The following is a 17,740-nucleotide window of genomic DNA, read 5'->3' on the forward strand; positions in this document are numbered from 1 at the left end:
TCCTGCCCCCGCGGTCAGCGGCCCTCGACGAGGCCGGTGAAGTCGCGTTCGTTGCGTTCGGCGCGACGGACGTACCACCGGGCGACCGCCCAGATGACCGGGTAGACGCCGACGCCGAGGGCGGCCCAGACGACGGCCTCGGGTGCGGGGAGCGCGAGGAGCAGCGGCAGCGGGCCGACGAGGAGGACGAGGGCGCCGAGCGCGGTGAGGGCGGCCCTGAGCTGGCTCCTCATCAGGGAGCGCACGTAGGTGTGGCCGAGGGTGGTCTGTTCGCTGATCTCGGAGCGCGCGGGGGGATGGCCGGGCGGACGGCCGCTCGGACCGCGCGGGGGCCGGCCGCCGGCGCTGTCGCGGAGGGCCGAGGCGCGCGTGACGGTCTCGCGCCGGGGCCGGCGCGGCGGTGGCTGCTCGGACGTCGGTGTCCGCTCCGTCATCTGTCGACCTCGCAGGGCTGGGAGTGAACGGAGTCTACGCAGCGGTGATGGAGCGGGGTAGGGGCGTCGGCCGGCTTCCGGGGACCGTCCCCGCCGTGGTCAGCCGCCCGCGCGGCGCATGAGGAGGTCCCTCAGCTGGCGGGAGTGGCGGCGGCTGACGGCCAGCTCGGTGGAGCCGACGCGGACGGAGGTGGCACCGGCGTCGAGCCGCAGTTCGTCGATGCGGCCGAGGGCGACGAGGTGGCTGCGGTGGATGCGGACGAAGCCGCGGTCGGCCCACCGTTCCTCGAGCGTGGAGAGCGGGATGCGGACGAGGTGGCTGCCCTCGTCGGTGTGCAGGCGGGCGTAGTCGCCCTGGGCCTCGACGTACGCGATGTCGTCGACGGTCACGAAACGGGTGATCCCGCCCAGTTCGACCGGTATCTGCTCGGGCGCCGTCGGCGGGGCCGCGGGTGCGGCGGAGGCGTGGACCAGCTCGCGGACCCGGCGGACGGCCTCGGCGAGGCGCTCGCGGCGCACCGGCTTCAGGACGTAGTCCACCGCCTTGAGGTCGAATGCCTGGACGGCGAAGCCCTCGTGGGCGGTGACGAAGACGATCAGCGGCGGCCGGGCGAAGCCGGCGAGCAGCCGGGCGAGGTCGAGTCCGGTGAGGCCGGCCATGTGGATGTCGAGGAAGACGACGTCGATGGCGTCGGCGCCGTCCGGCCCGGCGTCGAGGGCGCGGCCGATCCTGCGCAGCGCCTCGGTCGCGTCGGTCGCCCCCTCGGCGCTGAGGACCCGGGGATCGGCACGCAGGAGGTAGAGCAGCTCGCCGAGGGCCGGCTCTTCGTCGTCGACGGCCAGTACGCGCACCATGCGGCGGAGTCTATGCGAGCGGCCGCCGGGGGTTCGGGGCCCGGGCGGCCGGTGGAGAGGCGTCGGCCGCTCCGGGGGGCCGGCTACTTGAGCAGCTTCGACATCCGGCGGTCGGCGAGCGGTTTGCCGCCGGTCTGGCAGGTGGGGCAGTACTGCAGGGAGGAGTCGCTGAAGGACACCTCGCGGATGGTGTCGCCGCAGACCGGGCACTTCTCCCCGGTCCTCCCGTGGACGCGCAGGCCGCTCTTCTTCTCGGCCTTGAGCTTGCCGGCCGCGAGTCCGTGGGAGCGTTCGACGGCTCCGCTCAGGGTGGTGCGGATCGCCTCGTGGAGGGTGGCGATCTCCTCGTCGGTGAGGTTCTGGGTGGGCTTGAAGGGGGACATCCTCGCCACGTGCAGGATCTCGTCGCTGTACGCGTTGCCGATGCCGGCGATCAGGCTCTGGTCGCGCAGGGCGCCCTTGATCTGGCGCCGTTCCGTGGCGAGCAGGGCCGTGAAGGCGGCGAGGTCGAAGTCGTCCGCGAGCGGATCGGGCCCGAGGCGGGCGACGCCCGGCACGTCCCGCGGATCGTGGACGAGGTGGACGGCGAGCCGCTTGGTGGTGCCCGCCTCGGTGAGGTCGAAGCCGTCGCCCTCGGTGAGCGCGGTCCGCAGGGCGAGCGGTCCCCTGCCGGGGCGTGGCGGCCCCGACGGCAGGGGGTCCTTCCACTGGAGCCAGCCCGCGCGGGCGAGGTGGACGAGGAGATGGAGCTCGCCCGCCTCGCCGTCGGTGGTGATGTCCAGGAACTTGCCGTGCCGGGCGACTGCCGTGACGGTGGCGCCCTCGACGGCGGCGAGGGGTGGGTCGTACGTCTTCAGCACGCTGATCGCGACGGGCAGTACGCGGGCGATCTCCTTGCCCACCAGATGCTCGTCGAGGAATTCGCGCAGCGCTTCCACCTCGGGCAGTTCGGGCATGACTCCACCTTCCCGCACGAGCCGTCAGGACGCGCGCTCAGACACCCCCGAGCTCGTCGAGCAGGTCGAGTTCGTCGCCGAGGGCGCCGGCCAGTTCCTCGATGTCGGGGACGGCCTTGCCGTCGGCGACCAGTCCGACGTGGACGCGGCCGGCGTACGGGGACATGGCGACGGCGAGGGACTGGCCTCGCGCCAGCGGGGCCATGGGGAAGAGCGCGCTCAGCGGGGCGCCGCCGAGGGAGAGGGCCGAGCGGGGCAGCGGGACGTTGGTGACCAGGAGATCGAAGAGGAGCCGGGCGGCTCCGGAGGCCAGCGGGGCGCCGAAGCGGTGGGCGAGCGGGGGCAGTTGGTCGGCGAGCAGGGCGACGGCTCCGGCACCGCGCATCGGCCCGTCGGCCTTGTTGCGGTCCATGTCCCGCCGTACGGAGGCCAGCCGGGTGGCGGGGTCGGGGTCGGTGACGGGGAGGGTGAGGAGGTAGCCGGAGAGACTGTTGCCGTTGCCCGCGGGTGAGCCGGGGCGGCGGCGGGAGACCGGGACGAGGGCGCGCGGATCGGCGGGGAGCGGTTCGCCCCGTCCGTCGAGCCAGCGGCGCAGGGCGCCGGCGACGACGGCGAGGAGGACGTCGTTGGCGGTGCCGCCGTGGGCGCGGCGCACCTGGTGGACACGGTCGAGGTCCAGGACGGCGGTGGCGACGCGGCGGGTTCCGCTGGAGTGGGCGGCGAGCGCGGAGGGGGTCCGGACGTCGATCCGGCCGGCGCGGAGGAAGGACTGGCCGACCACGGACGCGCCGACCTCGACGGCGCGGCCGATGTCCTCGATCCGTTCCCGGGCGGCGCCCATGATCCGGCCGGGGCCCGGGAGCCAGGAGCGCGGCGGTACGGCGCGGGCGCGCCGCCCGCCGTACCTCCGGGTGGCGGCGATCTCGTCGAAGATGCCGGCCCCGATGGCGACCGCCCGCATGCCGTCGGCGAGGGCGTGGTGCAGTTTGACGAGGACGGCGAACGAGCCGTCGGGGGCGCCGGTGAGCAGGTACATCTCCCAGGGCGGCAGCCCTCGTTCGACCGGCCGTTCCATGAGCTCGCCCGCGAGCCCGGCCGCTTCGGCGGCGAAGTCGGCGCCGGGCAGCGCGACCTCCCGCACGTGCCGTCGTACGTCGAACCGCTGGTCCGTGGTCCAGGCGGCGCCTCCGACGGGCAGCAGGACGTCGCGGACCTTCATGCGCAGCCGGGGGATCGCGGCGGCGCGGCTCGCGAGCAGGTGCAGGACGGAGGACGGATCGCCGTGGGCGGGGAGCGGACCGAAGTGGGCGAGCGCGCCCAGGTGCATGGGGTGGTCGGAGGATTCGAGGTGCCAGAACGCCAGATCGAGAGGGGCCAGAAGCTCACTGCTCAAGTGATCACATGTCCTCAGAGGATGGCAGGGGATCGCAGTCAATCGCGTACGGTCGGTTACGGTCAAGTACGATCTATGTACGCAGGGTTAACAATGAATTCGCACCAGACGCACTTGCCGCTGCCACGCGATTCGACGCCCCAGACGTCCGAGATCCGGTCGACCAGCATCAGACCCCGGCCCGAGACGCCCGATTCGCCGGCCTCCCTCCGTCGCGGCAGCGCGCTGGAACGGTCCTCGACCTCCACCCGCAGCCGCCGTTCCGGTCCGGCCAGCATCCGCAGCGTCACGATCGCGCCGCCGTCGGTGTGCATCAGCGCGTTGGTGATCAGTTCGTCGGAGACCAGCTCGATCTCGTCCGAGCGCTCCCCGGCGCCCCAGGCCCGGACCGCGGCCCGGATCATGTGGCGCGCGGAGCTCAGCGCCTCCGGGTCGCTCTGCGCCACGTGCTGCTGGAGCCGGCCGCCGGACTGCGGGTAGTACGTCCCCTGGCGACGCAGCAGCAGGATCGCCACGTCGTCCTCGCCGCCCCGGTCGTCCACGACCTCGCAGAGGTGGTCGGCCAGCTCCTGGAGGTCCCGGGGTCCACGCCTGACCAGCGAGGAGAGCCATGTCAGCCCCTCGTCGAGGTCCGCGCCCGGCTTCTCCACCAGGCCGTCGGTGTAGAGCAGCAGGGTCTGCCCCGGGGACAGCTCCAGGGTCGTCACGGGATGGTCGAGGCGGCCGAACTCGGCGGAGAGGCCCAGGGGCAGTCCGCCCTCCACGGGCAGCCGGCGGCAGCTGCCGTCGGTGTCCTGGAGCAGCGGGTCGACGTGCCCGGCGCGCACCACCTGGACGACGCCGGTGGCGAGGTCCGCCTCGACGTAGGTGCAGGTGGCGAAGCGGTCGGTGTCCAGCTCGTGCAGGAAGACGGAGGCACGCGCCATCACGGTCGCCGGGGTGTGGCCCTCGGCGGCGTAGGCGCGCAGCACGATCCGCAGCTGGCCCATGACGGCCGCGGCATGGGTGTCGTGCCCCTGGACGTCCCCGATGACGGCGCCGACCCGGCCGCCGGGCAGCGGGATGACGTCGTACCAGTCGCCGCCGATGTCCCGGCCCAGACGGGCCGAGCGGTAGCGGACCGCTATCTGGGCGCCGGCCACCTCGGGGATGCGGCGCGGCAGCATCGCCTGCTGGAGGCCCTCGGCCAGGTCGTGCTCCTGCTCGTAGAGCATGGCGCGCTGGAGGCTCTGCGCGATGCTGCTGCCGAGTGCCACCAGAAGATTGCGCTCGTCGGCGCTGAAGCCGGTCTTGTCGCTGTAGAGCAGCCCGAGCGCGCCGATCGGCCGGGCCTGGGCGACCAGCGGCAGATAGGCCGCGGAGGTGATGCCGAGTCCGCTGATGTGCGGCCACAGGATCGGGTACGACTCGGCGAAGTCCTTCGCGGACTCGATGAAGCGCGGCCGCAGGGTCCGGACCACCTCGCTCATCGGGTACGGCTCGTCCACCCGGGTGAATCGCGTGCCGGGCACGAAGGCGCCGGTGGGCCCCTCGGCGACCAGATGGATGCGGCCGGCCTCCAGGAGTCCCATGACGAGGCTGGTGGCACCGAAGTACCGCAGGCCGTGCGAGGCGCCGAGGAAGTCGATGATGTCCTGCACGGTCCGGGCGTGCGCCAGGGCCGCGGTGGTGCCCTCCACGACGCTGGTGCGTCTGCGCCGGCCCTCGTCCAGGCCGAGCCGGGCGGCCTGCTCGGACACCTCCTCCGAGGCGTCCCGGACGATGCCGACGATCCGGACGGGACGGCCGCTGTCGTCACGCTCGATCTGGCCCTCGGTGTGCGTCCAGCGCGGGGTGCCGTCCCTGAGCCGGACACGGAAGTAGGCGCCGTAGTGGTCGCTGCCGTCCTTGAGCGCGTGGCTCACCAGGGTGTCGAGCTGACGCGCTTCGTCGGCCATCACCCGGGGGGAGAGGCTGCCCGGGTTCCCGTCGTACTCCTCGGGTCCGAGATCGAAGACGCGGAGGGCGCCCTCGTCCATGGCCAGCACGCCGTTGCCGAGGTCCCAGTCGAAGCTCCCCATCCGGAACGCCCGGCCGTGGTCGCGGAGGAAGCAGCACGTCAGGCCCCCTGCCCCGGATGCGCAGCGGCAGGGGTCCGCCGCCGCTCCTCCCCCGGTGCCCGCGCTCATGGGGCCACGCTAGGCCGAGGCCCGGCGGCTCGCACGGCGGAGGCCCTGCCCCCGGAGCTCCGCCTCATCCCTCGAAGGTCTCCGGCTGCTGGGCGCCCGTGTCGCCGTCGGGGAACAGCTCCTCGAAGGAGGGCGGGTCCTGATCGGGTTCGGGCTCGGACCAGGTCGGGGTGGGGCAGCCCGGCGGGAGGCTCGGGGAGGCCGGGTCGGGAACGGTGGAGTCCGGGTCGCCGGGGCTCGGCGGCAGGGACGGGCAGTCGGTGGCGGACGGGGCCGGCGAGTCGCTCCCCGGCGGGGTGGAGCGGCCGGGCGGGGCCGTGTCACCGGGTGTGGCCGGGCCGTCGGGGCTCGCGGAGGTGTCGCGATCGGGAGCGGGCGAGGTGGTCGTGGCCGAAGGGGTCGGCGAGCCGGCGAGGTCGCAGGTGGCGGGATCGCAGGGCGGGACCACGGTGGGGTGGGTGTCGCGCTCGCCGTCGGTGCCCGCCTTCCGCTCGATCCAGGTGTTGTCGGCGACGTTCACGATGACCAGGCTGTCGACGGTCGTCGCGGTGGGCCTGATGACGACGACCCGGTCGGGGCGGAAGCCGCCCCAGGGCTTTCCGCGGTGCGTGGCGCCCTGGACGGCGACCGGCGCGCGCAGCGGGTTTCCGCAGGCACAGCGGACCCGGGGGGTGCCGTACCGGTCGACGAGCACCGCCGTACCGGTCTGGAGGACGGACTGGAACGGGGTGGCGGCTCCGTCGCGGTAGCCGTGGCCGGTGACACGGGTGTCGGCGCGCAGGACGACGGGCGTGAGGCCGCGCAGCCAGTCGGCGAGACGGTACTCGGGGATGCCCGCGGCCTCCGCGAAGGCGCGGGACCTGGCCCGGTCGCCGGAGAGGAAGGCGACCTGCTGCTCGACGTCGCAGCTCGCGACGGAGCGCGTGCCGCCGTAGAGGCCGGGGGTGGAGCCGGTGACCTCGCGCATCACCTCGGCGGTGGCGTCTGCCGTCGGGGTGTCGGGCGGGGCGGCGCTCGGGACGGGCGGAGCGCCGGTCCTCGCCGTGGAGGCGGTGAAGGGGTCGGGACCGGGCGCGGCGAGCGGCTGCAGGAAGACGTCCCGCGAGGCGGCGGCCGTCCCGGCTCCGCCTCGGTCGCCGTCGGACGAGCAGCCCGCGAGCACCAGCGAAGCGGCCAGCGCGACGAGTACGGCGACGTGGGGCCGTCGCGGACGTCGTATGGGTGAGCGCACGTGGATCTCCCGCCTCTTTCCACCCCGGCATTCCTTCATGTCTGTCGCACCGCACGGTCGCCCGCAAGCCGAGCGCGGCCGGCCGGAGGACGGACCACCGGCCGCACCGGAAGGCACACTTGAACACGTTCAAGAAAGCCTCTACCCTCACTCCCGAGAGGTTTGAACACGTTCAACCAGGGGGTGGGCAGATGTCGGTGCTGGTCGATCTCATCGTGATGCTCGGCATGTTCGTCATCGTCCCGATGGGCCTGGGGCTCATCGACGGCCCCCGGCCGCGCGGGCTGCGGTCGCTCCGCCGCGCCTGGCCCCTGCTCGCCGCTCCCGGCGCCCTGGCGCTGTGGCTCCCCCGCTCGCCCACCGCCGCCGCGCTCGCCGCGGTCTACGCGCTGGCCACCGTCGCACTGGCGCTCTGCGCCCCGGCCCGGATCACGGCGCTCGCCCGGCGGGAGGGAGGCTTCTCGCCCCGCCTCCTCGCCCCTGCCGAGATCGCCGTGCTCACGGCGCTCGTCGCCCCCTCGGTCGCGGGCCTCGCCCTGGTCGCCGAACGCGCCGGGCACGAGCTGTTCGGCTTCGACCTCGACATCCTCGCGCTGACCGTCCCGCACTTCCACTTCGCCGGCTTCGCGGCCGCCCTGGTCGCCGGACTGGTCTGCCGCACCTCCGACGGACGCGCCACCCGCTTCGCCGCGCTCAGCGTCCCGCTCGGCACCCTGCTCGTCCTCATCGGCTACTTCGTCGACGACTGGGCCGAGCTCGTCGGGGCGCTCGTGCTCACCGCCGGGATGTGGGCCGTCGCCCTGGAGACCCGGCGGGAGCTGCGCGGCGGCCTCGACCCGGTCACCCGCGGCCTCCTGGCCGTCTCCGCCGTGGTGCTGGTGGCGACAATGCTGCTCGCCCTGAGCTGGGCCCTCGGCGAGGCCACCGGCCTGCCCCACCCGAACCTGACCTGGATGGCCGCCACCCACGGCCTCGGCAACGCCCTCGGATTCGCGCTCTGTTCGCTGCTCGCCCGGCATCGCCTGCGGGCGACCGACCCGATCAAGGAGACCGCACCATGGCCCGTCTGATACGCGACCTCGCCACCGCCCCCGCGCCCCTCAACTACCAGGACGTGGGCGCCACCCGCGGGGACCGCCTCCCCGCCGGGTACCACCACCTCCACCACACGGTCCGGATCGGGCGGGGCCGCGACGCCTTCGAGACCGCGGGCAGCGCCGTCACCACCTGGCGGATGCACCGCGCCTCGGGTGCCCGGGTCCACAGCGAGGCGGTCCGGGCCGAAGCCGGCGCCTTCGTGGAGGTCTCGATCGGCCTCGGTCCGGTCCGGCTCGCCGCGCCCTGCGAGGTGATCTGGACCGCGTACGAGGAGGACCGCGTCGGATTCGCCTACGGCACCCGCACCGGGCACCCCGAGCGCGGCGAGGAGTCCTTCCTGGTCGATCTGCACGACGACGGCTCGGTCTGGTTCACGGTGACCGCGTTCAGCCGCCCCGCAGCCTGGCACACCCGCCTCGCCGGGCGCCTCGTCCCGGTGCTCCAGCACGCCTACGCACGCCGCCTCGGCCGCGTCCTGCAGCGCCTCGCGGGGGGATGACACCCGAGGTCACGCGCGGGGTTACGCTCCTTCTGTAGGCATACGTTCCGACCCCCGGAGGCGGCCGTGAGCCAGTACGACGAGTACACGTACAGCACCCCCTCGCAGGCCGAGGGCGAGCGCCTCGAAGAGGACATGGACACGCTGCAGCGGGACCACCGGCATCCGCTGACCGCCCGCACCACACCGTCCCAGGCGGAGGGCCTGCGCTCGCTTGACGAGGAGGAGAAGAAGGGCTGACCCCCCGGGCCGATACTGGAAGGGATGGAGTGGTTCACGGCACCGGACTACTGGCTGAGCCGGATCGTCTTCCAACGGGGGCTCGCCGGGCTCTACCTCGTGGCCTTCCTCTCGGCCGCTCTCCAGTTCCGGGCTCTGATCGGCGAACGCGGAATGCTCCCCGTGCCGGAGTATCTGCGCCGGGTGGAGCCACGCCGGGCCCCGAGCCTCTTCCACTGGCACTACTCGGACCGGCTGTTCGCCGCGGTCTGCTGGAGCGGCGCGGCCGTGGCCCTCGCCCTGGTGGCGGGCGCGGGCGACGCCGTGCCGCTCCCCGTCTCCATGCTGCTGTGGGCCGTGCTCTGGGCGCTGTACCTCTCCATCGTCAACGTGGGTCAGACCTGGTACGCCTTCGGCTGGGAGTCGCTGCTCCTGGAGGCCGGTTTCCTCGCGGTCTTCCTCGGCAACGACGACACCGCGCCGCCCGTCCTCGTCCTGTGGCTGCTGCGCTGGCTGCTCTTCCGCGTCGAGTTCGGCGCGGGACTCATCAAGATCCGCGGTGACCCCTGCTGGCGGAAGCTGACCTGCCTGTACTTCCACCACGAGACCCAGCCGATGCCCGGCCCGCTCAGCTGGTTCTTCCACCACCTCCCCCGCCCGCTGCACCGGGTCGAGGTGGCCGCGAACCACGTCGTCCAGCTGCTGGTCCCGGTGCTGCTCTTCACGCCGCAGCCGGTGGCGACGGTGGCGGCCGGCCTGATGGTGGCGACCCAGCTGTGGCTGGTGCTCTCGGGCAACTTCGCCTGGCTGAACTGGCTGACGATCGTCCTCGCGCTCTCCGCCGTGGACGGCTCGCTCCTCGTCGGCGAGCACCCGCAGCCCTCCCCACCGATCTGGTACGTGGTCGTGGTGATCGCCGTGACGGCGTTGGTCCTCTTCCGCAGCTACCGGCCGGTCCGCAACCTGCTGTCGCGGCGGCAGGCGATGAACCGCTCGTACGACCCGTTCCACCTGGTCAACACGTACGGCGCCTTCGGTTCCGTCGGCCGGATACGGGACGAGATCGTCATCGAGGGCACCTCCGACCCCTTGCGAAACGGGGACGCGGAGTGGAAGGAGTACGGCTTCAAGGGGAAGCCGGGCGATCCGCGCCTGCTGCCGCGCCAGTTCGCCCCGTACCATCTGCGGCTCGACTGGCTGATGTGGTTCGCGGCGCTCTCCCCCGCGTACGCCCGCGACTGGTTCGGGCCGTTCGTCGAGCGGCTGCTCGACGGGGACCCGGACACCCTGCGGCTGCTGCGCCACAATCCGTTCCCGGACGCGCCGCCGGCCCGTGTCAGGGCCCGCCTCTACCGCTACCGCTACACGACCTGGCGCGAGCTGCGGGAGACGGGGGCGTGGTGGCACCGCACGCTCGTACGGGAGTATCTGCCGCCCGTCGAGCTGCGGACCGTGGCGCGGCGCTGACGGCGCCGGACCCGGACATGCCTGTGCCCCCGGTCTCGGGGCGGCCGGGGGCACAGGGCGAAGCGACAGTTACGACTCAGTCGATACCGGGCAGGATGTGCGGCTCCGCGAGGTCGTCCTCGTAGCCCGCCAGCCGGATCGGAGCCGCATGGGCCCACACGTCGAGGCTGCCCAGCTCACCTGAGCGGCGGGGCCGCTCGGGATGTTCGGCCGGTCGCTGTTCCTGCTTCGTCAGTTCTGGTGTCACCGCGCACTCCCTTGTGTCGCGTACCTATGAGGACATGGCCGTTCGGTCGCGGTGGCGCCGTTCTTCGGGCGGGACCGCGGCCTTGGTGGCAGGCCAGTCCCCAGGCAAGCCGTGGGGGTTTTGTGAAACCCCGGTGGCCGACCGTGGACATCAGACTAACCAAATGAGCGCCCTATCGCTCTATGGGGCCCAGAAGTGTGACGCGATCGAGTGAATTTCGGACATCTGGACGGTTTACCGCGGCTTGGTTGCCGAAATCGGTTTACCGCCGGCCGATCACCAGTTGCCGGGCGCGTAGTCCTTGAGGAAGACGCCGTACAGGTCCTCGCCCGCCTCGCCGCGCACCACCGGGTCGTAGACGCGCGCGGCGCCGTCGACCAGGTCGAGCGGGGCGTGGAAGCCCTCCTCGGCCAGGCGCAGCTTGTCGAAGTGAGGGCGCTCGTCCGTGATCCAGCCGGTGTCGACCGAGGTCATCAGGATGCCGTCGCTCTGGAACATCTCCTGGGCGCTGGTCCGCGTCACCATGTTGATCGCGGCCTTCGCCGCGTTGGTGTTCGGGTGCCCCGCTCCCTTGTAGCCGCGGCCGAAGACGCCCTCCATCGCCGAGACGTTGACGACGTAGGCCCGGCCACTGGACGCCTTGCCCGCCGCCTCGGCCATGGCCTGCCGCAACTTGCTGATCAGGATGAACGGCGCGGTGTAGTTGCACAGCTGGGTCTCCAGCAGCTCCACCGGGGAGATCTGCTCGATGGTCTGCACCCAGGTGTTCGTGTCGACGACGTCCGGCACCAGGCCGCCCGCGTCGATGGCGCTGCCGTCGCGGTGCCGCTCGACGCTGGCGTTCCCGGCGACCAGGGCCAGGTCGGCGACCTTCTGCGCGTCCAGGCCGGTGACCCCGACGGGCAGCGCGGCCGGTCCATCGAGATCACCGACCGCGCCGGAGTTGAAGGCGCCGATCACGTGCTGGGCGGGGAGCTCGCCTGCGGGCAGCGGGGCGCTCTCGCCCTCGACCAGGGCGGCGTAGGCGGAGGGCAGGCGCCGCACGGTCTGGGTCGCGTTGTTGATGAGGATGTCCAGCGGGCCGTCCTCGGCGATCCGGTCGGCCAGCGCGACGGCCTGCGCGGGGTCGCGCAGGTCGATGCCGACGACCTCGAGCCGGTGCATCCAGTCCGCCGAGTCCTCCATGGCCTTGAAGCGGCGGATGGCGTCCTTGGGGAAGCGGGTCGTGATCGTGGTGTGCGCGCCGTCGCGGAGCAGCCGCAGCGCGATGTACATGCCGATCTTGGCGCGGCCACCGGTGAGCAGCGCGCGCTTGCCGGAGAGGTCGGCGCGGGCGTCGCGCTTGCCGCGGTTCAGCGCGGCGCACTCCTGGCAGAGCTGGTGGTAGAAGTAGTCGACCTCGACGTACCGCTTCTTGCAGGTGTAGCAGGAGCGGGGGCGCTGGAGTATCCCGGCGATCCGGCCGGCCTCGGTGACGGAGGAGGGCAGGATGCCCTCGGTCTCGTCGTCGATCCGCTGCGCGGAGCCGGTCGCGGTGGCCTCGGTGACCGCCTTGTCGTGGGCGGTCTTCGCGGCGCGGCGCTCCTGGCGGCGGCGCTGCTTGACCGTGCGGTAGATGCCGGCGGTGGCACGACGGACGGTGATCGCGTCCGGGTGGTCGACGTCCAGCTCGTCGAGCTCGTCGAGCACGCTCAGGCAGACGGCCAGGCGCTCGGGGTCGATACCCGGCCCGTACTCCTGGGATTCTTCGGTCACCGTCATGGCCTCTGTCGTTCCTCGATCGCTCGTACGCTCGCGCGCGCCCATGTCCTCAAAAGAGAAACTTTACGGAGCCCGGGGCCCTGTCTCCAAACCCGTGACGGGAGGGTGGTCGAACACACAGTCGCCGCAGAGTCCGCCGCCGGGGCAGCGGTAGTAGAGGCAGCAACTGGCGCGTCGCAGGGCCGGACCCCGGACCGTGCCCGCCAGGTCGGGGTGGTCGAGCAGCCCGGTCACGAGCTCGGAGGCCCGGCCGGCGACCTCGGGCCTGTTCTGCGCCAGGGCCCAGCGGGTCAGCTCGCGCAGCGCTCCGGCGAGCGCGGAGCCCGCGTTCCCCCACAGCAACCGGGGCGAGATCCGCCCGTCGCGGCGGAGGGCTTCGTGGAGGGGCACGAGGTGGGCCTGCTGGACGGCCTCGCGGAGGTCGGCCACGGTCGCGGGACGGGTGTGCGCGCCCGCCCACCACAGGTCGTCGGGCGAGGTCAGGGCGCCGTCCCAGTGCAGCTCCGCCGGGTCGAGGGACGGGAAGCGGCCGTGGAGGGCGGCCGGGCCGAGCGCGGTGGACCAGAGCCGGGCGGCGAGCCCGAGGTGGGCGATCGAGGCGGCGACCCGTCGCTCGGGGGCGCGGAGGCGTCCGCTCACGCGGGTGACGCGGGCGGAGAGGGGGCCGGTCTCCCCCGCGTACAGGCGGGCGAGCGGCAGATGTGCCCCGCCCGTCTCCGGCGCGGCCGTCCGCAGGGCGAAGAAGCCGCCGACCCGTCCGCTCTCGACGAGATCCACCGTCACTGCCTCCTGACACGACCACCGGGGAGTACCGCGTCGATCACACGGCCACCGGGGTGCATGGTCGCCGGTTCACCGGCCCGTGGCAAAAGCCCGGTCGCATTCCGGTCATGCGTGGTCATCTTCGGGTCATGGACGGCCACGTCCGGGTCATGCTCGCCCCAAGTGCGGCTCCACGACCGCCGGGCACCGTGACGCTCGACCGCATGACACCTCCCGCGAACCCCTCCCCCTCCGCCGCTCCCGCCCGCCGCGCGGTGCTCGCGCTGACCGCCGCGGCCGTGGCGGCGGGCATCCCCGCCTCCGCCCGGGCCGCCACGCGCCCGGACCTCGGCCCACGCCCCGGCGGACCGCTCACCGCCGCCGCGGCCCTGGCCCGACTCCGCGCCGGGAACGCCCGGTTCGCGGCCCTCCGGCAGACCCATCCGCACGAGGACGCCGCCCGGCGCGCCGCCGTGGCCGTGTCCCAGCACCCGTTCGCGCTCGTCCTCGGCTGCGTCGACTCGCGGGTGGCTCCCGAGCTCGTCTTCGACCAGGGGCTCGGGGACCTGCTGGCGATACGGTCGGCGGGGCAGGCCCTCGACGAGGCGGTGCTCGGCTCCCTCCAGTTCGGCGTCGAGGAGCTGGGCGTCCCACTCGTCCTCGTGCTGGGTCACGAGCGGTGCGGTGCCGCGACCGCCGCCGTGGAGTACGTACGGACGGGCAGGCCCGTCGAGGGACACCTCGCCCGGATCGTGGAGGAGCTCGCCCCCGCGGCGCGCGCGACCCGCGACCTGCCGGGTGACTGGGTGGAGAACACGGTGCGGGCCAATGTGGACCGGATTCGGCGTCGACTGGCTCGGGATGAGGCTTTCCACCCGGCTCGGATCGTCGGCGCCCGCTTCGACCTGGATACCGGAAAGGTCGCTTTCCACCCCTCCTGACCTGCGCCGGTGTACATCCGGAGACGTACGCGACGGTCCCGTACTGCGAGAGCAGTACGTCTGAAGGGGTTCCCAGGTACGACGACGTGAACGCCCGGAAGAGAGATCGTTGTATGTATGAGCCCCCTCCTGCTGTCCGTCCTCCTGTCACTGGTCTCGGCGGTCGCCTACGCGGCCGCGGCGATCGTGCAGGAGCGGGTCGCGGCCGCCGCCGGCGGCCCGACCTACGCACCACTGCGCAGCCCGGCCTGGTGGGGGTCCGTGCTGCTCAACGGTCTCGGCGCGGCGCTCCACGTCGCGGCTCTGGCCTACGGTCCGCTCAGTCTGGTCCAGCCGCTGGGCGCCCTCACGATCGTCTTCGCGCTGCCCATGGCCGCGCTCTTCGTGGGCCGCAAGGCCGGCCGCACGGCCTGGCGCGGCGCGCTCATGGCCACGGTCGGGCTCGCCGGGCTGCTCAGCCTGACGGGCGGCGCCGACTCCCAGGCGCTGGACGGGCCCGAACGCTGGCTGCTCGCCGCGGGGACCTTCGGTGTGGTCGCCGGGCTGTTCGCCGCCGCCCGTCTCCTGGGCCGCTCGGTGCTCCGCAGCATCGTGCTCGCGGCGGCGGCCGGAGTGTCGTTCGGCATCGCCTCGGTCTTCACCAAGACCGTGGCCGTGGAGTGGTCGCCGGACGCGCCGTTCGCCCAGTGGACGAGCCTGCTGGTCCTCTCCGCCCTCGCGGTGACCGGACTGCTGCTCTCGCAGGCCTCCTACCGGGGCGCCGGACTCGCCGCCCCGCTGGCCACGGTCACGGTCGTCAACCCGGTGGTCGCCGCCGCGGTGGGCCTCACCCTGTTCGGCGAGAGCTTCCGGTACGGAACGGCGGGCACCGTCGCCGCGCTGATCTGCGGCGCGGTGGCGGCCGGCGGTCTGATCCAGCTCACGACGGACCGGCTGACGGCGTCCGGCGACTCGCTCTCGGTGTCAGAGAAACGGCTCGTGTCAGATCGAGACGCCCCGCGCCCTGAGGTAGGCCAGGGGGTCGATGTCGGACCCGTACCCGGGACCCGTGCGCACCTCGAAGTGGAGATGCGGTCCCGAGCTGTTGCCGGTCGATCCTGAACGGGCGATCCGCTGCCCGGCGTTGACCCGCTGGCCTTCCCTGACGGTGAGCGCGGAGAGGTGCGCGTACTGGCTGTAGCGCCCGTCCTCGTGACGGAGGACGATCTCGTATCCGTACGCGCCGCCCCAACCGGCGGAGACGACCGTGCCGGTGGCCACCGCCTTCACGGACGTGCCGGTGGGGACGGGGAAGTCGACGCCGGTGTGGTACCCGCTGGACCAGGAGGAGCCGGAGACGCGGTAGCGGGTGCCGATCGCGGCGGAGACGGGGGCGCTGAAGCCGTCGGCCCGGGGTGCGGGTGTGGCGGCGGGCTTCGCGGCGGGTTTGGCCGCCGGCCTGGCCTGGGGGGTGGTGCGGGGCTTGGTCGCCTGCGGAGCCGGTGCGGCCGAAGTCGACTGGTTCGCGGCGGGCTTGGCCGTGGGCGGCTTGGTCGAGGCCGGCTTGGCCGTGGGCGGCTTCGCCGTGGGCGCGGGCTTGGCCACCGGAGGGTGCGGGGTGGGCGGCCGGTTGGGGGCGGTGATCCGGAGGGTCAGCTTCTGGCCCGGGTGGATCAGGTCGGGGTCGCCGCCGACGACGGCGCGGTTCGCCTCGTACAACCGCTGCCAGCCGCCCGTGACCCGCTCCTCCCGGGCGATCCGGGAGAGGGAGTCGCCGGGGGCGACGGTGTACATCTCGCGGATCGTCGGCACGGTCGTCGGGGTCGCGGCCGGCGGCTCGGCCGCCGGGGGCCGCTGGGCCTGCCCGGTGCGCTGCGCGGCCGCGTCGCTCCGCGCCGTTCCGGTCCGCTCCGCCGGTCCGGTGCCGGGCGCCGCCCCGTCGCGCTGCGCCGGCACGGCCGCGGGCCGGGCGCTCGTCCGCTCCGGCGCCTGGCCGAGTCCCGCACGCGACGAGCAGGTCGGCCAGGCTTCCGGACCCTGGCCCTTGAGCACCTTCTCCGCGACGGCGATCTTCTGGTCCTTGGAGGCGAGGTCGGCGCGGGGCGCGTAGTGCGTGCCGCCGTAGCGCTCCCAGGTCGCCTGGCTGAACTGCAGACCGCCGAAGTAGCCGTTGCCCGTGTTGATCCGCCAGTTGGAGGAGGATTCGCAGGCCGCGACCTTCTCCCAGACGTCGAGCGACGCGGCCTGCGCCGCGCCCGCCCCGACCAGCGGTAACGCGATCCCGGCACCGCCCGCGGTGACGGTGAGCGAGGCGCGGTTGATCCGGCTCGGCTGATACCGGCGGTGTCGTCCCCGTGCGGCCATGGCCCCCCCTTGTGCGCGTCAGTGGAAGCGCATCGGCAGTCGCCCAAGGTAAGGGAAGGTCACAGGCCGTGACAAGGGCCGGGGCCGAACCCCAAGTCCCTTGTGTCAGCTACGGATCAGCCCCGTGCGGGCCCCGGCTCGGGCTGTGGCTCGGGTCCGGGTACGGGTACGGGACCCGGGGGCTCCGGAACCGGGTTGGGAGGCGGCACGGGAGGCGGCTCGGGCACCGGTGTCGGCGGTGACGGCACCGGCCCCGGCGGCGGAATGGGAGAGGGCGGTACCGGGTCGGGGTACGGGTGGGTCATGACGGGCCTCTCGGTCGACGGGGCCGTACGGCTCCAGGCTCTCCTGGAGCGTGTGCCCGCGCCCGCCGGGGCCATTCATCCGTGTCGGCGCACCGCCTCGGCCGCGGCGGCGAGGCCGAGGCGCGGGCTGGAGAGGACGGGCAGCGGGGTCGTGGTCCGCTCGGCGGCGTCCGCCATGGACGCCTGGGCGAGGACGACGACGCCCCCGCCGTCGGGGTCGACGCGGTCCACGGCCGCGGCGACCGTGTCGAGATAGCCGTCCCGGTCGCCGGCCTCGAACCGCTCCCAGGCGCCGTCCACGACGAGCGTGGTGACGAAAGAGGTCCGGTCCCCCGACTCCTCGCGGAGCAGGTCGAGCGTGGGAGCGAGGGTGGACCGCACGCTCGCGACCACCACGATCCGTTCCCACCCGACCGCCTCGGCGGCCATCGGCCGGTCCACCCGCAGGACGGGCACTCCCAGTTCGGCGGCGCACCGTTCGGCGACGGCGCCGATGGTCGAGCAGGTGCAGAGGACGGCGCGGGCGCCGTCCGCGAGGGCCTCGGCGAGGGCGTCGCGGACGGCGCCCACCACGGCGTGCGGCCCCTCGGCCCGGGCCCGTTCGAGCAGCTCCTCGACGACGTGGTGCCGCAGGTCGAGCTCCGGGTGGTGCCGGTCGCGCAGCGCGTCGAAGACGGGCACGTGAACGGCCGAGGTGTGCAGGAGGCCGAGCCTCACCAGAGCTCCGGCGTGGCCTTCAGCTGCTGCTTGGCGGCGCGGACGACGTCCTCGGCGGGCACGGGCGCCTCGTCGGGGTGCTTCTCGGCCCACTTGGCTGCGTACGGGCAGAGCGGTACGACGGGGACTCCCTCCCGCGCCGCCATGCCGTAGAACTCCCGCACGAGCGACCCGGCGATCCCCTTGCCCTCGTTGCCCTCCTCCACGACCGTGTGGACGGCGACGAGCGCGTGGGGATCGGCGTCGAGGACGAAGTAGACGATCACACCGACGTAGGAGCCGTCCTCGAACGCTTCGAGGCGCCCCTTCTCCCGGTCGTCCCTGATCTCCCGCTCGGCCATGCG

General features: G+C 73.5%; 18 protein-coding genes. 6 read left to right on the plus strand and 12 right to left on the minus strand.

The window, feature by feature from the left end; genetic code table 11:
• Window positions 1–14 precede the first annotated feature (14 nt).
• The 6 genes from AB0D99_RS00385 to AB0D99_RS00410 all read right to left on the minus strand — a co-directional run bounded on the left by AB0D99_RS00385 (window position 15) and on the right by AB0D99_RS00410 (window position 7,037).
• A complete protein-coding gene (locus AB0D99_RS00385; RefSeq protein ID WP_362355047.1) occupies window positions 15–434 on the minus strand; it encodes a hypothetical protein in 420 nt (139 codons plus the stop codon).
• 99 nt (window positions 435–533) lie between these two features.
• Window positions 534–1,289 (minus strand): LytTR family DNA-binding domain-containing protein, encoded by a 756-nt coding sequence (locus AB0D99_RS00390; RefSeq protein WP_362355050.1) that lies wholly within the window; start codon window positions 1,287–1,289, stop codon window positions 534–536.
• Window positions 1,290–1,372: 83 nt separating this feature from the next.
• On the minus strand, window positions 1,373–2,245 hold the full coding sequence (locus AB0D99_RS00395) for a DNA-formamidopyrimidine glycosylase family protein (RefSeq protein ID WP_362355053.1): 873 nt from the start codon (window positions 2,243–2,245) through the stop codon (window positions 1,373–1,375).
• Between the two features lie 37 nt (window positions 2,246–2,282).
• Window positions 2,283–3,638 carry a wax ester/triacylglycerol synthase family O-acyltransferase gene (locus AB0D99_RS00400; RefSeq protein WP_362355056.1) on the minus strand — a complete coding sequence of 452 codons (1,356 nt, stop codon included), beginning with the start codon at window positions 3,636–3,638 and terminating at the stop codon, window positions 2,283–2,285.
• Window positions 3,639–3,700: 62 nt separating this feature from the next.
• Complete coding sequence (locus AB0D99_RS00405) at window positions 3,701–5,698, minus strand: SpoIIE family protein phosphatase (protein WP_362356011.1); 1,998 nt, start codon at window positions 5,696–5,698, stop codon at window positions 3,701–3,703.
• 172 nt (window positions 5,699–5,870) lie between these two features.
• Window positions 5,871–7,037 (minus strand): DUF6777 domain-containing protein, encoded by a 1,167-nt coding sequence (locus tag AB0D99_RS00410; protein ID WP_362355060.1) that lies wholly within the window; start codon window positions 7,035–7,037, stop codon window positions 5,871–5,873.
• Window positions 7,038–7,228: 191 nt separating this feature from the next.
• Between AB0D99_RS00410 and AB0D99_RS00415 the strand changes: the two genes are divergently transcribed.
• The 4 genes from AB0D99_RS00415 (at window position 7,229) to AB0D99_RS00430 (ending at window position 10,320) form a co-directional block, all read left to right on the plus strand.
• Window positions 7,229–8,107, plus strand: a complete 879-nt coding sequence (locus AB0D99_RS00415; protein ID WP_362355063.1) for a YndJ family protein — start codon at window positions 7,229–7,231, stop codon at window positions 8,105–8,107.
• Entirely contained in the window at window positions 8,095–8,634 is a 540-nt protein-coding gene (locus tag AB0D99_RS00420; RefSeq protein ID WP_362355066.1) for a DUF1990 domain-containing protein, read from the plus strand. The genes AB0D99_RS00415 and AB0D99_RS00420 overlap by 13 nt, the downstream gene beginning before the upstream one ends.
• A 66-nt stretch (window positions 8,635–8,700) precedes the next feature.
• Window positions 8,701–8,874 (plus strand): hypothetical protein, encoded by a 174-nt coding sequence (locus tag AB0D99_RS00425; protein ID WP_362355069.1) that lies wholly within the window; start codon window positions 8,701–8,703, stop codon window positions 8,872–8,874.
• A gap of 24 nt (window positions 8,875–8,898) precedes the next feature.
• On the plus strand, window positions 8,899–10,320 hold the full coding sequence (locus tag AB0D99_RS00430; RefSeq protein ID WP_362355072.1) for a lipase maturation factor family protein: 1,422 nt from the start codon (window positions 8,899–8,901) through the stop codon (window positions 10,318–10,320).
• Window positions 10,321–10,396: 76 nt separating this feature from the next.
• Here AB0D99_RS00430 and AB0D99_RS00435 read toward each other — a convergent pair whose 3' ends face one another.
• The 3 genes from AB0D99_RS00435 to AB0D99_RS00445 all read right to left on the minus strand — a co-directional run bounded on the left by AB0D99_RS00435 (window position 10,397) and on the right by AB0D99_RS00445 (window position 13,105).
• Window positions 10,397–10,567 carry a hypothetical protein gene (locus AB0D99_RS00435; protein WP_362355075.1) on the minus strand — a complete coding sequence of 57 codons (171 nt, stop codon included), beginning with the start codon at window positions 10,565–10,567 and terminating at the stop codon, window positions 10,397–10,399.
• Window positions 10,568–10,843: 276 nt separating this feature from the next.
• Complete coding sequence (locus tag AB0D99_RS00440; RefSeq protein ID WP_362355078.1) at window positions 10,844–12,328, minus strand: SDR family NAD(P)-dependent oxidoreductase; 1,485 nt, start codon at window positions 12,326–12,328, stop codon at window positions 10,844–10,846.
• Between the two features lie 63 nt (window positions 12,329–12,391).
• The gene (locus AB0D99_RS00445; protein WP_362355081.1) at window positions 12,392–13,105 is read right to left on the minus strand and encodes a (2Fe-2S)-binding protein; all 714 of its coding nucleotides are present in this window, start codon (window positions 13,103–13,105) and stop codon (window positions 12,392–12,394) included.
• Window positions 13,106–13,314: 209 nt separating this feature from the next.
• On the opposite strand from AB0D99_RS00445, the gene AB0D99_RS00450 reads away from it, so the two are divergent.
• Both AB0D99_RS00450 and AB0D99_RS00455 read left to right on the plus strand, forming a co-directional pair.
• The gene (locus AB0D99_RS00450; protein ID WP_362355084.1) at window positions 13,315–14,031 is read left to right on the plus strand and encodes a carbonic anhydrase; all 717 of its coding nucleotides are present in this window, start codon (window positions 13,315–13,317) and stop codon (window positions 14,029–14,031) included.
• A gap of 117 nt (window positions 14,032–14,148) precedes the next feature.
• Window positions 14,149–15,132, plus strand: coding sequence for a DMT family transporter (locus AB0D99_RS00455; RefSeq protein ID WP_362355087.1), 984 nt, complete (start codon window positions 14,149–14,151; stop codon window positions 15,130–15,132).
• On the opposite strand, the gene AB0D99_RS00460 is transcribed toward AB0D99_RS00455, so the two are convergent.
• The 3 genes from AB0D99_RS00460 to AB0D99_RS00470 form a co-directional block, all read right to left on the minus strand.
• The gene (locus AB0D99_RS00460; protein ID WP_362355090.1) at window positions 15,013–16,374 is read right to left on the minus strand and encodes a transglycosylase family protein; all 1,362 of its coding nucleotides are present in this window, start codon (window positions 16,372–16,374) and stop codon (window positions 15,013–15,015) included. The two genes, AB0D99_RS00455 and AB0D99_RS00460, sit on opposite strands and share 120 nt — an antisense overlap.
• Before the next feature lie 380 nt (window positions 16,375–16,754).
• The gene (locus AB0D99_RS00465; protein WP_362355093.1) at window positions 16,755–17,396 is read right to left on the minus strand and encodes an aspartate/glutamate racemase family protein; all 642 of its coding nucleotides are present in this window, start codon (window positions 17,394–17,396) and stop codon (window positions 16,755–16,757) included.
• Window positions 17,393–17,737, minus strand: a complete 345-nt coding sequence (locus AB0D99_RS00470; protein ID WP_362355096.1) for a GNAT family N-acetyltransferase — start codon at window positions 17,735–17,737, stop codon at window positions 17,393–17,395. The genes AB0D99_RS00465 and AB0D99_RS00470 overlap by 4 nt, the downstream gene beginning before the upstream one ends.
• Window positions 17,738–17,740: the final 3 nt, after the last annotated feature.

The sequence above is a fragment of the Streptomyces sp. NPDC047971 genome (genome assembly GCF_040653355.1).
GTDB lineage: Bacteria > Actinomycetota > Actinomycetes > Streptomycetales > Streptomycetaceae > Streptomyces.

Bases quoted from the DNA above. Each gene is read 5' to 3' on its own strand.
- AB0D99_RS00385 (WP_362355047.1), bottom strand. From the start codon at position 434: ATGACGGAGCGGACACCGACGTCCGAGCAGCCACCGCCGCGCCGGCCC.
- AB0D99_RS00390 (WP_362355050.1), bottom strand. From the start codon at position 1,289: ATGGTGCGCGTACTGGCCGTCGACGACGAAGAGCCGGCCCTCGGCGAG.
- AB0D99_RS00395 (WP_362355053.1), bottom strand. From the start codon at position 2,245: ATGCCCGAACTGCCCGAGGTGGAAGCGCTGCGCGAATTCCTCGACGAG.
- AB0D99_RS00405 (WP_362356011.1), bottom strand. From the start codon at position 5,698: ATGGGGAGCTTCGACTGGGACCTCGGCAACGGCGTGCTGGCCATGGAC.
- AB0D99_RS00415 (WP_362355063.1), top strand. From the start codon at position 7,229: ATGTCGGTGCTGGTCGATCTCATCGTGATGCTCGGCATGTTCGTCATC.
- AB0D99_RS00420 (WP_362355066.1), top strand. From the start codon at position 8,095: ATGGCCCGTCTGATACGCGACCTCGCCACCGCCCCCGCGCCCCTCAAC.
- AB0D99_RS00430 (WP_362355072.1), top strand. From the start codon at position 8,899: ATGGAGTGGTTCACGGCACCGGACTACTGGCTGAGCCGGATCGTCTTC.
- AB0D99_RS00440 (WP_362355078.1), bottom strand. From the start codon at position 12,328: ATGACGGTGACCGAAGAATCCCAGGAGTACGGGCCGGGTATCGACCCC.
- AB0D99_RS00450 (WP_362355084.1), top strand. From the start codon at position 13,315: ATGACACCTCCCGCGAACCCCTCCCCCTCCGCCGCTCCCGCCCGCCGC.
- AB0D99_RS00455 (WP_362355087.1), top strand. From the start codon at position 14,149: ATGAGCCCCCTCCTGCTGTCCGTCCTCCTGTCACTGGTCTCGGCGGTC.
- AB0D99_RS00460 (WP_362355090.1), bottom strand. From the start codon at position 16,374: ATGGCCGCACGGGGACGACACCGCCGGTATCAGCCGAGCCGGATCAAC.
- AB0D99_RS00470 (WP_362355096.1), bottom strand. From the start codon at position 17,737: ATGGCCGAGCGGGAGATCAGGGACGACCGGGAGAAGGGGCGCCTCGAA.